Source organism: Azospirillum sp. TSH20 (assembly GCF_003115935.1).
Classification (GTDB): Bacteria; Pseudomonadota; Alphaproteobacteria; order Azospirillales; family Azospirillaceae; genus Azospirillum.
On the sequence record NZ_LGQU01000124.1, the window covers coordinates 1 to 12,727 of the forward strand.

General features: G+C 67.6%; 9 protein-coding genes. 8 read left to right on the top strand and 1 reads right to left on the bottom strand.

Features of this window, described 5'->3' with window-relative positions; genetic code table 11:
* The 7 genes from TSH20_RS29240 to TSH20_RS29265 all read left to right on the top strand — a co-directional run.
* Window positions 1-230 (top strand): Spy/CpxP family protein refolding chaperone (locus tag TSH20_RS29240; protein WP_199232449.1); only part of this gene is annotated, 230 nt, incomplete at its 5' end.
* Window positions 231-240: 10 nt separating this feature from the next.
* Window positions 241-426, top strand: a complete 186-nt coding sequence (locus TSH20_RS35125) for a hypothetical protein (RefSeq protein WP_158282085.1) — start codon at window positions 241-243, stop codon at window positions 424-426.
* Window positions 419-1,633 carry a TolC family protein gene (locus tag TSH20_RS29245; RefSeq protein ID WP_158282086.1) on the top strand — a complete coding sequence of 405 codons (1,215 nt, stop codon included), beginning with the start codon at window positions 419-421 and terminating at the stop codon, window positions 1,631-1,633. The genes TSH20_RS35125 and TSH20_RS29245 overlap by 8 nt, the downstream gene beginning before the upstream one ends.
* Complete coding sequence (locus tag TSH20_RS29250) at window positions 1,630-3,354, top strand: HlyD family efflux transporter periplasmic adaptor subunit (RefSeq protein WP_109156893.1); 1,725 nt, start codon at window positions 1,630-1,632, stop codon at window positions 3,352-3,354. The genes TSH20_RS29245 and TSH20_RS29250 overlap by 4 nt, the downstream gene beginning before the upstream one ends.
* A 7-nt stretch (window positions 3,355-3,361) precedes the next feature.
* Window positions 3,362-6,487, top strand: a complete 3,126-nt coding sequence (locus TSH20_RS29255; protein WP_109156894.1) for an efflux RND transporter permease subunit — start codon at window positions 3,362-3,364, stop codon at window positions 6,485-6,487.
* Between the two features lie 41 nt (window positions 6,488-6,528).
* Window positions 6,529-6,921 (top strand): hypothetical protein, encoded by a 393-nt coding sequence (locus tag TSH20_RS34755; protein WP_146205410.1) that lies wholly within the window; start codon window positions 6,529-6,531, stop codon window positions 6,919-6,921.
* Window positions 6,922-7,319: 398 nt separating this feature from the next.
* Window positions 7,320-9,608, top strand: coding sequence for a heavy metal translocating P-type ATPase (locus TSH20_RS29265; RefSeq protein WP_247871492.1), 2,289 nt, complete (start codon window positions 7,320-7,322; stop codon window positions 9,606-9,608).
* 416 nt (window positions 9,609-10,024) lie between these two features.
* On the opposite strand, the gene TSH20_RS29270 is transcribed toward TSH20_RS29265, so the two are convergent.
* Window positions 10,025-11,344, bottom strand: a complete 1,320-nt coding sequence (locus tag TSH20_RS29270; RefSeq protein ID WP_109156896.1) for an MFS transporter — start codon at window positions 11,342-11,344, stop codon at window positions 10,025-10,027.
* A gap of 504 nt (window positions 11,345-11,848) precedes the next feature.
* Here TSH20_RS29270 and TSH20_RS29275 point away from each other — a divergent pair.
* Window positions 11,849-12,700 carry an alpha/beta hydrolase gene (locus TSH20_RS29275; protein ID WP_199232060.1) on the top strand — a complete coding sequence of 284 codons (852 nt, stop codon included), beginning with the start codon at window positions 11,849-11,851 and terminating at the stop codon, window positions 12,698-12,700.
* Window positions 12,701-12,727 lie beyond the last annotated feature (27 nt).

Here is a 12,727-nt window from a genome sequence, read left to right on the forward strand (position 1 = left end):
CCCTGCGGTCGAACGCCAAGGCCCATCAGGCCATGCACGAGCAGATGACCAAGGGCGGCATGCCGTCCGCGTGGCCGGACCGGCTGGCTGTCCAGCAGAAGGTCCTTGCCACCCGGCTCGACGCCATGAAGGCGCTTGAGGCCGCCGCCAAGCCGCTCTACGCCGCGCTGAGCGACGAGCAGAAGAAGGTTGCCGACCAGCTGTTCGCCGGCCCGATGGGCATGATGTGAGGAGGCGGCCATGACGCACGAGGCTCCGGGCTACGAACTGTGGATGCCGGTCATTTTCAACCTCCAGGAGAGTGCAGCCCTCCGCATCTTCGGCACCGCCTACGAACGGTATGCCGCCGTCACGCCGGGATGGGACCCGCACCTTGCCGGACATGGGCAGAACCGCCCCAGGGCAGGAGGGTCGTTTGGTGCGTGAATTCGGGTCCAAACGTATGAAGCAGGCGGCGGCAGCCGCAGTTGCCGTCTGCCTGCTGGCACTTCCAGCCGGGGCACAGACCCTGCGCGATGCCGTGGAGGGAGCGTGGCGGCTCAATCCGGAGATCCGGTCTCTGGAGGCCAAGCGGGGGCAAGCGGTGGCCCAACGCGGCGCCGGAGCGTCGCTGGTTCCGGCTGCTCCTGCCGTCACCCTGCGGCACATCACCGATCTGGTGGGCCGCAATGTCGGGCGGCGCGAGTATGAGGCCGAAGTCGGCGTTCCGCTCTGGCTGCCCGGCCAGGGCACGGCGACCGTCCGCGCCGCCGACGCGCTGCTGGCGCGCACCGACGCGGAGATCGCGGCACGCCAGTTGGCCGTCGCCGGAGAGGTCCGGACGGCACTGTGGCAGATCGCGCTCCTTGAGCGGCGTGTCGAACTCGCCCGTCAGCGCCTCGCGGTGGCGCGCCGTCTCGAGGCCGACACGAAGCGCAGTTCCAAAGCCGGGGAAACCTCCGAGGCCGACCACCAGCTGGCACGTGGGGAGGCCCTTGCCGTGACTGCGGAGGTCCGGGACGAGGAGTTGACCCTGGAGGAGGCCCGGCAGGCCTTCCGCACCCTGACCGGAGCCACGGTCCCAAAGGCCACGCCCGAGCCGCTGATCGGCGAGCAGCCGCTCGACCAGCACCCGGTGCTTCAGGCGGCTCGCCTGGGCGTCCGGTCGGCCCAGGCGCAGAGGCAGCTGGTCGACCTCACCACCCGCGATAGCCCGGAGGTCGGCGTTCTGGCCCGCAAGGAGCGGGATGTTCGTGGCGAGCGCTTCGACACCATCGTCGGCCTGTCGGTGCGCATCCCGTTCTCGGTGGAGGCGGTCAATGCCCCCAAGCGCGCCGAGGCAGCCACCGAGGTGGTCCGCACCGAAGCCGAGCAGGCGAACGCGGAGCGCACCATCGAGACCGAAATCCGGCAGGCCCGCCTGGCCCATCAGGCCGCCACCGAACGCCTTGCCATCGCCCGCGACCGCGCTGCCGCGCTCAAGGGGCGCCTGTCCATCGTCGAGCGGGCGAGAAAAGGTGGCGAGATCAGCCTCGTCGAGTTCGTGCGGGCCCAGGAGGCGGCTTTCGAAGCCGACCTCGCCCGTGCCACTGCCGAAATCCAGGTCGGCGCCGCGCGCGCCCGTTTGAATCAGTCTCTTGGAGTTCTTCCATGATCCACCGACGCCTTCTCGCCGCGGCCTCGATCGCCGCGAGCCTTGCCGCGCCGGTCGCCCTTCCGACGCTGGCTCATGAAGGGCATGAGCACGGCGACGCTCCCAAGCCGGTCGTCGCCACCGCGACGCCGACCATGGAGACGTCCTCGTCGGACTTCGAACTGGTGGTGGTTGCCCAAGGGCGGACCCTGCTCGTCCATCTTGACCGGTTCGCCACCAACGAGCCGGTGACCGGCGCCACCATTGAGGTCAGCGCCGATGGTGAGGCGATCACCGCGTCGCTGGTTCCTGGCGAAGAAGGCGTCTATCGCCTCGACGCGGGGTGGCTTGCGAAACCGGGTCCTCATGAGCTGACCGTCTCGATCACCGCCGCCGAAGGCGCGGACCTGCTGATCGGCACGCTGGAGGTTCCGGCTGAGGCCCAGCTCGCTGGCCCCGTCGGTGGACAGGGCATGTCCGCCATCCTCGGCCGGGTCCGGGGCGATTCGGGCCTGATGCTGGGAGCCGCCATGGTCTTCCTGCTCGGCGTCCTGACCACGCTTGCCCTCACCCAGCGGGGCCGGGCGCGCACGGTCGCCGGGGCTGCCCTGATCGGCCTCGGCCTGCTGCTGGCCAGTGGCGCCGCTTTCGCCCATGGCGGTGAAGATCACAGCCATGGCGATGAGGCGAAGGACAAGACTCCAGGAGCAGCGGCCACGCCGATGGCGGTGACCGGCATATCGGAGAGCCCTCGCCGGCTGCCGGACGGCAGTCTGTACGTGCCCAAGACGTCACAGCGCCTGTTGTCGGTGCGCACCACGGTCGCCAAGACGCAGCAGGCGGCGCAGACGGTGCAATTGATCGGCCAGATCATCGCCGACCCGAACGGCGGCGGTCACGTCCAGGCGACGCAGAGCGGCCGGATCGAGCCGGGCGAGAAGGGGCTGCCCTATGTCGGCCAGCGGGTCGAGGCCGGGCAAATCCTGGCCACCATCACGCCGGCCGTGAACGTGGTCGACCGCAGCGGCATCCAGCAGCAGATCGCCACGGTCGAGCAGGAGCTCGTCATTGCAGAGTCGCGGGTGCAGCGCCTGCGGCAGCTTCAGGGTAGCGTTCCGCAACGCGACATCGACGAGGCGGAGGCCAACCTGAACGGCCTGCGCAAGCGCCGCGCCGCCCTGTCGCCGACCCTGACCACCAAGGAAGCCTTGCGCGCTCCCATCGGCGGGGTCGTCACCGCCAACAACGTCAAGGCCGGTCAGGTCATCGAGGGCCGCGACCAGGTGCTGTTCGAGATCGTCGACCCGTCACGGCTGATGGTCGAAGCGGTCGCCTTCGATCCCCGGGTGGCGAATGCCATCAAGGCGGCCACGGCGACGACCGCCGACGGCACCAGCCTGTCCCTGGAACTCCTCGGCTCCAGCCTGGCGCTGCGCCAGCAGGCGATCCCGCTGCTCTTCCGGATCGCCAATCCGCCGGCGGGGCTCGGCGTCGGCCAGCCGGTCCGGCTCGTCGCCCAGGTCCAGGGCACCGCGTCGGGCATCGTCCTGCCGCGCCACAGCGTGGTGCGCAACGCCGGCGGTCAGCCGATCGTCTGGCAGCACGAGTCCCCGCAACGCTTCGTCGCCCGGCCCGTGCGCACGCAGCCGGTCGATGGCAACACGGTGCTGGTCCTGGCCGGCATCGAACCGGAGGCGCGCATCGTGACCGATGGCGCCGGCCTGCTGAACCAAGTCCGGTGAGGCGGCCATGTTCAACGTCCTCGTCAACACCAGTCTGCGCAACCGCCTGTTCGTGCTGGCCGCCGCCGTGCTGCTGGTCGTTTACGGCTCCTTCGTCCTCAAGGGGCTGCCGGTCGACGTCTTCCCCGACCTCAACAAGCCCACCGTCACGCTGATGACCGAGGCAGAGGGTCTGGCACCCGAGGAGGTCGAGCAGCTGGTCACCTTCCCGCTCGAGACGTCGATGAACGGCATGCCGGGCATCACCCGCGTGCGCTCGGTCTCCGGAGTCGGCCTGTCCATCGTCTTCGTCGAGTTCGACTGGGGCACCGACATCTACCGCAACCGCCAGCAGGTCGCCGAGCGTCTGGCCATCGTCCAGGGCCAGCTGCCGCCGAACGTCCGGCCGCAGATGGGGCCGATCTCCTCCATCATGGGCGAGATCATGCTGCTCGCCATGTCTGCCGAGCCGGGAACCGGCGTCGGGCCTATGGATGTCCGTGAACTCGCCGATTGGGTGGTCCGTCCCCGTTTGCTCGCCATCCCCGGCGTCAGCCAGGTCATTCCGATCGGCGGGGAGATCCGTCAGTACCGCATCGCTCCCGACCCGGCACGCCTGCACGACCTGGAGATCACCACCGACGAGCTGGTGAAAGCGCTCCAGCAATTCTCAGCGAACACCGGCGGCGGCTTCATCGACCAGCACAGCGAGGAGTACCTGATCCGCAACATCGGCCGGACCACCCGGCTGGAGGACCTGCGCACCCTGGTGGTCGCCTACAAGGCCGGACAGCCCATCCATCTGCGCCAGGTGGCCGATGTGGATTTCGCGGCCCGTGTGAAGCGCGGTGACGCCGGCGTCGACGGCAAGCCCGCCGTCATCCTGTCCGTGCAGAAGCAGCCGGGCAGCGATACGACGACGCTGACGGCCGACGTCGAGAAGGCCCTGGCCGATCTGGCGCAGTTCCTGCCGAAGGGGGTGAAGGCGAACGAGATCCTGTTCAAGCAGGCCAACTTCATCGACACCTCGATCCACAACGTCATGACGGTGCTGCAGGAGGCGGTGGTGGTGGTCGCCGTCATCCTGTTCCTGTTCCTGCTCAACGTCCGCACGACGCTGATCTCGCTGACCGCCATTCCGATCTCCATCCTGATCACCGTGCTGGTGTTCAAGGCGTTCGGCATGTCGATCAACACCATGACGCTGGGCGGCCTCGCCATCGCCATCGGCGAACTGGTCGACGATGCCGTCGTGGATGTGGAGAACATCTACCGCCGCCTCGGCGAGAACCGCCGGGCCGGCGACCCGCGGCCGATCCTGGAGGTCGTGGCGGCGGCCTCGCAGGAAGTGCGCTCCGGCATCGTCTACGCCACGATCATCATCATCCTGGTGTTCGTGCCGCTGTTCGCCCTGTCCGGCATCGAGGGACGGCTGTTCGCGCCGTTGGGCGTGGCCTACATCGTCTCCATCCTCGCCAGCCTGCTCACCGCCATCACCGTCACCCCGGTGCTGTCCTACTACCTGCTGCCCAAGATGAAGCGGCTCGATGAGCATGACAGCTGGCTGGTGCGACGGCTGAAAGCAGGCAATGCCCGCCTGCTGAACTGGGCCTTCGGCAATCCCGGTACCCTCTTCACCGTGGTGGGAGCCGCCGTGGTGATCGCCGCGGCCACGGTGCCGAGCCTGCCACGCGCCTTCCTGCCGCCCTTCAACGAGGGCACGCTGACGATCTCCATGGTGCTCAACCCCGGCATCTCCCTGGCCGAGTCCAACCGTGTCGATCTCGCGGCAGAGAGGCTGATCATGCAGGTGCCGGAGGTGGCGTCGGTCGGCCGCCGCACCGGCCGTGCCGAACTCGACGAGCACGCGGAAGGCGTCCATTCCAGCGAGATCGACGTCGATCTGGTGCCGTCCGCGCGCAGCCGTTCCGCGGTGCTGGCCGACGTGCGGGCGCGGCTGGCGGCGCTGCCGGTGTCGGTGAACATCGGACAGCCGATCTCCCATCGGCTCGACCACATGCTGTCCGGCGTCCGCGCCCAGATCGCCCTGAAGGTCTATGGGGAGGATCTGGACACCCTGCGCAGCCTCGCCGGACAGCTGCAACAGACGCTGACGTCGATCCCCGGGCTGGTCGACCTGCAGATCGAGAAGCAGGTCCGTATCCCGCAGGTGCAGGTCGTGATCGACTATGAGCGGGCTTCCCTCTACGGCGTCACCCCGGCCATGGCGACGGAGACGCTGGAGAGCCTGTCCAACGGGCGGGTGGTGTCGGAGATCGTCGACGGCACCCGGCGCTTCGACGTCGTGCTGCGCCTGTCGGACGAGGACCGCACCACCAGCGGCTTGGCCAACCTGCTGGTCGAAACCCCGGCGGGGCGGGTGCCGCTCAGCCTGTTAGCCAGTGTCGAGGAGACCGACGGTCCGAACCAGATCCTGCGGGAGAACGGCAAGCGCCGCATCGTCATCCTCGGCAACAGCGACGGCAAGACGGACATGGCGCAGATCGTCGCGGGCATCCGTGACGTGGTCGGCCGCTCGTCGCTGCCGCCGGGCTACTTCACCAGCCTGGAGGGCACCTTCCAGGCGCAGGAGGAGGCGTCGAAGACCATCGCCGCGCTGTCGATGGTGTCGCTGGCGATGATCTTCCTGGTGCTCTACAGCCGCTACCGCTCCGCGGTGCTGACGCTGATCATCATGGGCAACGTGCCGCTGGCCCTGATCGGCAGCGTCGCGGCGCTGTGGATCGCCGGACAGCCGCTGTCGGTCGCCTCGATGATCGGCTTCATCACCCTGACCGGCATCAGCACGCGCAACGGCATCCTGAAGGTCAGCCATTACATCAACCTCGTCCTGCACGAGGGCGAGACCTTCGGCAAGGCCATGGTGATCCGCGGCAGCCAGGAGCGGCTGACCCCGGTGCTGATGACCGCCCTGTCGGCTGGCGTCGCCCTGGTGCCGCTGATGATCGGCGCCGACGCGCCGGGCAAGGAGATCCTCCACCCGGTCGCCGTCACCATCTTCGGCGGCCTGGTCAGCGCCACCCTGCTCGACACCGTCCTGACCCCCGTCCTCTTCCTCAGGCTCGGCGAGAGGCCGCTCAGGCATCTGGTCGACGCCCAAGCCGGTTTGCTGCGTCCGGCCGAGGCCTACTGATCCACCCGTTCACCCTGTCTTACTCAGAAGGAAAGCCTATCGTGAAGTTCTCGACCCTCCTCGTCGCCGCCACCCTGGTTGCCGCCCCGGTCCCGGCCTTTGCCGATGGTGCCAAGACCGGCACCCATGGCGGTGCCCGCACCGACGCCGGCCCCTACCATGCCGAGCTCGTGCTCCAGGGCAACGACGTCGTCCTGTACGTGACCGACGGCTCGGACAAGCCGGTCGACGTGACCGGCGCCAAGGCCGAGGCCACCATCCTGGCCAACAAGCAGACCCAGAAGGTCGCTCTGGAACCGGCAGGCGCCAATGCGCTCAAGGGAAAGGCCAACCTGGGCGAGCCCCACGACAGCGTGAAGGTGGTCACCGCCCTGACCATGCCCGGTCAGAAGCCGGTTCAGGCCCGCTTTGAAGTGGGCCACGCCGGCCACTGAGACCCCAGGGGTGGCATGAGGATCACCGCCTCATGCCACCCCGAACGAGGAGGCGCGCGACGAGCGCCAAGAAGAAACTCGCCACGCTGGCGGCGGCCTCGCTGATCGCCAGGAGCGAGCGGTCGAAGACGTGAGGAGAGGAAGACCTCAGCCTGCACACCGGGATTGACCTTCCAGTCGCTGGAAGGCGGAGCATGGGTTCCAAGGTCACCGCCACACCCCTGACCCATGTGGCGCCGCGCAACACCGGGAGTACCGACGCCGGGCCTGCGAAGGGAGATGCGAACATGAAAGACCTGCACCATGGCCATGGGCATCAGCACGGACATGACCATCATGGTCACCATCATCACGCAGGACCCGACGACCGCAGGACGGTCAAAGATCCTGTCTGCGGCATGATGGTCGACCCGGATCGGACCGCGCACCATGCGGAGCATGATGGGCACAGCTTCCACTTCTGCTCGGCGCGCTGCCACGACAAGTTCGTCGCCGCCCCGGAGCAATACCTGAAGCCGGAAGCCAAGCCCGCGGCGCCGGAGCGGGCCGGGCAGGCCTCGCCCCAGAAGGGGGTCATCTACACCTGCCCGATGCACCCGGAAATCCGGCAGGAGGGGCCGGGCAACTGCCCGATCTGCGGCATGGCCCTGGAACCGGTGGGTGCCAGCCTCGAAGAGGGGCCGAACCCGGAACTCGTCGACATGACCCGGCGCTTCTGGATCGGCCTGGTGCTCAGCGTGCCGCTGGTGGTCCTGGAGATGGGCAGCCATATTCCGGCCCTTGGCCTTCATGACCTCGTGCCGCCGCGCATCTCGATTTGGATTCAGTTTCTCCTGGCGACGCCGGTCGTGCTGTGGGCGGGTTGGCCGCTGCTGGAGCGCGGCTGGCAATCGTTCCGGCGGCGCAGCCTGAACATGTTCAGCCTGATCGCGCTGGGGGTCGGCGTTGCGTACCTCTTCAGCTTGGCCGCGACCTTCCTGCCCGGCCTGTTCCCGGCGAGCTTCCGGGGCATGGACGGGGTGGTGGCTGTGTACTACGAGGCGGCCGCCGTCATCACCGTGCTGGTGTTGCTCGGTCAGGTGCTGGAACTGCGCGCCCGCGAACAGACCGGCGGCGCCATCCGGGCGCTGCTGAACCTGGCGCCCAAGACGGCCCGCCGCATCGAGGAGAACGGCGAGGATGAGGAGGTCTCCCTCGACCAGGTCCGGGTCGGCGACCGGCTGCGCGTCCGCCCCGGCGACGGGGTGCCGGTCGACGGTGAGGTGCTCGACGGCCGCAGCGCCGTGGACGAGTCGATGGTCACCGGCGAGAGCATGCCGGTCGAGAAGGAGCCCGGCGCCAAGGTGATCGGCGGCACCGTGAACCAGACGGGCGCCTTGGTGATGCGGGCCGAGAAGGTCGGCTCCGACACCATGCTGTCGCGCATCGTGACCATGGTGGCCGAGGCGCAGCGCTCTCGTGCCCCCATCCAGCGGATGGCGGATGTGGTGTCCGGCTACTTCGTCCCGGCGGTCATCCTGGCTGCCCTCCTCGCCTTCGCCGGCTGGATGGTCTGGGGACCGGACCCCGCCTTCGCCTACGCGCTGATCGCGGCGGTCTCGGTGCTCATCATCGCGTGCCCCTGTGCCCTGGGGCTGGCAACGCCGATGTCGATCATGGTCGGGGTGGGAAAGGGAGCTACGGCCGGCGTACTGATCAAGGACGCCGCGAGCCTGGAGCGGTTCGAGAAGGTCGACACGTTGGTGGTGGACAAGACCGGTACGTTGACCGAGGGAAAGCCGCGGGTGACCACGGTCGTCCCGGCGGCCGGTATCGACGAGGCGGAGCTTCTGTCCCTGGCAGCCAGTCTGGAGCGGTCAAGCGAACATCCCCTGGCGGCTGCCATCGTCGCGTCCGCCAGGGAGCGGGGGCTGCCTTTGCAGGAGGTCACCGACTTCGGCTCGGTGACCGGCAAGGGCGTGGTCGGGAGGGTTGGCGGCCGCGAGGTCCTGCTCGGAAATGCGGCGATGATGCGGGACCGGGGCGTGGTTTTGGGCGAGCTGGAGGCGCGCGCCGACGAGCTGCGGCGGGAGGGGGCGACGGCGCTGTTCGCCGCGGTGGATGGCCGCCCAGGGGGCGTTATCGCGGTGGCCGACCCGATCAAGGCGAGCACGCCACATGCTTTGGAGACGCTGCGCGCCGAAGGCGTGCGCATCGTCATGCTGACCGGCGACAACCGGACCACTGCAGAGGCGGTGGCGCGGCGCCTTGGCATCGACGAGGTCGAGGCCGAGGTCCTGCCCGACCAGAAGCATCAGATCGTGCGGAAGCTGAAGGCGGAGGGGCGCGTGGTCGCCATGGCCGGCGACGGCGTCAACGATGCTCCCGCACTCGCCGAAGCGGACGTCGGGGTCGCCATGGGCACCGGAACGGAGGTGGCGATCCAGAGTGCCGGCGTGACGCTGGTGAAGGGCGACCTCGCCGGCATCGCCCGGGCCCGGGTTCTGAGCCGTGCCACCATGGGCAACATCCGCCAGAACCTCTTCCTGGCCTTTGTCTACAACGCACTCGGAGTGCCGGTGGCGGCCGGCGTCTTCTATCCCCTGTTCGGCTGGACGCTGAGCCCGATCATCGCGGCTGCCGCCATGGCGCTGAGTTCGGTGTCGGTCATCGGCAATGCACTGCGATTGCGCATGACGAGCCTGTAGGCGCAGGTCTATCACTGGCGATTAGATGAAGGCTGATCTTGCCCCGGTTCGGTGGACAGGGGTTCACGCAGATCTTAGCTCGCCCTTTTCCGGGGGTGATGTATCCGACGGCTGAGTGGGCGCGTTGGCGATTGTAGTAGGTTTGGATGTAGGCGAACTGATCGACCGCGTCGTCCTGACGCCCTCCCCTGCCGAAGCGGGGTTGGACGCCGACCTCCACGGCGAAGTGGCCGGCGTGCTGGCGGTCTGCGAGGGCGCCGCTCAGCTGCAAGGCCCAGACGCACGAACGCCCCGGCTCTTTCGAACCGGGGCGTCAAGTGTCGTTGGTTGCGGGGGCAGGATTTGGCCTTTACCGTACTCGGTCTCTGCGTTGAGGAACCGAACGCAAGCGCCATCACAACGCTTGCGAATGAGACTCACCCGGCGGAGAGTTCCGGCTTACCTGATACGCTGGACTGCCGCTGCCGTTGCTCTTCGCGCAGTCTCGATGCGCCGCAGACGGTGGCCAAAGCACAGGCCGTGACGTACCAGGCGGGTGAAGTGGGGTCGCCCGTGATGCTGATCAGCCAAGTGACGATGAATTGGGCGAAGCCGCCGAAAACGGATACGCCAACACTGTAGACGATCGACAGGCCGGAGGCGCGCACGCGGGACGGGAAACTCTCCAACAGCAGAAGCAGGCAGGCCCCCGCTCCGACCGCATTGACGGCGATCAGCAGCGCGACAACCGCCAACGCCGCGGGAACGCTGGCGACATGCGACAGCACCCAGAAGGCGGGATAGGTCAGCATCGCGCTCGTCAGCGCGGTCAAGATGACGAAAGGACGGCGCCGGCCCAGGCGGTCCGACAGAAGCCCGGCCAGGGGAGCCACCACCAGCATGGTCGCCCCGGCGGCGCAGCCCGTCAGGAATGCGGTCTGAGGCGGCAGCCCGACCACCCGAATCAGGTAGGTCGGCATATAGAAGATGTTCACGTAGGTGGAGGCGGTGCCGCCCATGATCATCAGAACGCCGATCAGCAGCTTCGCCCGATGATGGGACAGCAACTCCGCCAGGACGGCCTTGCCGCCGGGATCGTGTCGCGCCGTTTCCGGCAGCAGGCGGCGCAGATGAAGGCCGACTGGAACGATCAGCAGTCCGGCCAGGAAGGGAAGGCGCCATCCCCACGATTCCAGCGCGTCGGTCGACAGGTGGGTCGACAGCAGATAGCCGCTGAGCGCGCCCAGCAATGCGGCCGCCCCCTGGCTGGCCATCTGCCAGCTGACCCGCAATCCGCGGCCGCCGGGATGTCCCAACTCCATCAGCATGGTCGTCGCCACGCCGATCTCGCCGCCGGCTGAAAAGCCCTGCAGGATGCGGCCGATGGCGATGATGGCCGGTGCTGCCGCACCGATCTGCGCATAGGTCGGGCAGAGCCCGATCAGCAGAGTGCCCAGCGCCATCAGGGCGATGGTCAGCACCAGCGCCGGCTTGCGCCCGACCCGGTCGGCGTAGGCGCCGATGATGATCCCGCCCAGCGGCCGAACGACGAACCCGACCCCGAAGGTCAGCAGCGCCAGCAGGAGCGGGCCGAATGCCGATTGCACCGGGAAGAACAGCTTGCCGATGGTAAGAGCGAAGAAGCTGTAGATGGTGAAGTCATAAAGCTCCACCGCATTGCCGATCGACAGCGCCAGGATGGTAGCGGGAGGCGACGGCGCGGACCGACCGCCGCCGGGGAAACTCGACAATGCCATGACCCTTCCCCCTCTTCCACTGCCCGGAGCGCTCGACGGCGTTCATAAGATTCAGATCAATTAGTATTTGCAAAACGAAGGACCGGCAATTTTGGGATATCGAATGGAGAGGACTGCGTCTCTTTTCTCAGCAGAACCGCAAATCAAGACACAAAATGCTCAACACCACTCCCATAAACACGCCGATTGTTTCCCTGTGAGTATTGATAATACCTACGGATAGCTTTGAAAAGTGCCTCAATCCGGTAGCCATTGAAAGCGCCGGCGTTCCGCGGCGCCGATCAGCCGAACCGTTGACGCACTGACAAAAGGACTTGAACGATGCGACCCGAAGACTCCACGTCGGCGGCGGATGCCACGCGCCGCAGCTTCATCGTCGGCACCGTCGGCACCGCGATCGCCGGGGCCGCCGTTGCGACGGCTGCCTCCCCAGCCACCGCCGTCGCGGCCGAACGCCAGACCGCCGGCAACGGCTCTGTCCATCACAGGGAAGGAAAACGGACGATGACCAACGGCAAAACCGAAGACGGGTTCGTCACCGCCAAGGACGGCGCATCGATCTATTACAAGGATTGGGGTCCGCGCGACGCCCAGACGGTCATGTTCCACCATGGCTGGCCGCTGACGGCCGACGACTGGGACGCGCAGATGCTGTTCTTCCTGAACCATGGCTACCGTGTCGTCGCCCATGACCGGCGGGGCCATGGCCGCTCCACCCAGACGGCGACCGGGAACGAGATGGACACCTACGCCGACGACGTGCTGGCGGTGGTCGCCGGGTTGGGGTTGAAGAACGTCTTCCATGTCGGCCATTCGACCGGCGGCGGCGAGGTCGCGCGCTATCTGGGCCGCCACGGCACCTCGCGGGCGGGAAAGGCGGCTCTGCTGGGCGCCGTTCCGCCGATCATGGTCAAGACCGAGGCCAATCCCGGCGGCCTGCCCCTGGAGGTGTTCGACGGGTTCCGCACGGCACTGGCCGCCAACCGCGCCCAGTTCTTCCGTGAAATCCCGTCCGGCCCATTCTATGGCTTCAACCGCGACGGCGCCCAGGTCTCCCAGGGAGTCATCGACAACTGGTGGCGGCAGGGGATGATGGGCGGCACCAAGGCCCATTACGACTGCATCAAGGCCTTCTCGGAGACCGACTTCACCGAGGATCTGAAAAAGATCGACATCCCGGTCCTGGTGATGCACGGCGACGACGACCAGATCGTGCCGATCACCGATTCCGCCCTTCTGTCGTCCAAACTGCTGCCGAAGGGCACGCTGAAGGTCTACAAGGGCTTCCCGCATGGCATGGCGACCACGCATGCGGAAACCATCAATGCCGACCTGCTGGCCTTCTTCAAGGCCTGAAGGTGCTTCGCCCCCGCAGGGCCGCGC

Bases quoted from the DNA above. Each gene is read 5' to 3' on its own strand.
- TSH20_RS29250 (WP_109156893.1), top strand. From the start codon at position 1,630: ATGATCCACCGACGCCTTCTCGCCGCGGCCTCGATCGCCGCGAGCCTT.
- TSH20_RS29275 (WP_199232060.1), top strand. From the start codon at position 11,849: ATGACCAACGGCAAAACCGAAGACGGGTTCGTCACCGCCAAGGACGGC.
- TSH20_RS35125 (WP_158282085.1), top strand. From the start codon at position 241: ATGACGCACGAGGCTCCGGGCTACGAACTGTGGATGCCGGTCATTTTC.
- TSH20_RS29255 (WP_109156894.1), top strand. From the start codon at position 3,362: ATGTTCAACGTCCTCGTCAACACCAGTCTGCGCAACCGCCTGTTCGTG.
- TSH20_RS29265 (WP_247871492.1), top strand. From the start codon at position 7,320: ATGATGGTCGACCCGGATCGGACCGCGCACCATGCGGAGCATGATGGG.
- TSH20_RS29270 (WP_109156896.1), bottom strand. From the start codon at position 11,344: ATGGCATTGTCGAGTTTCCCCGGCGGCGGTCGGTCCGCGCCGTCGCCT.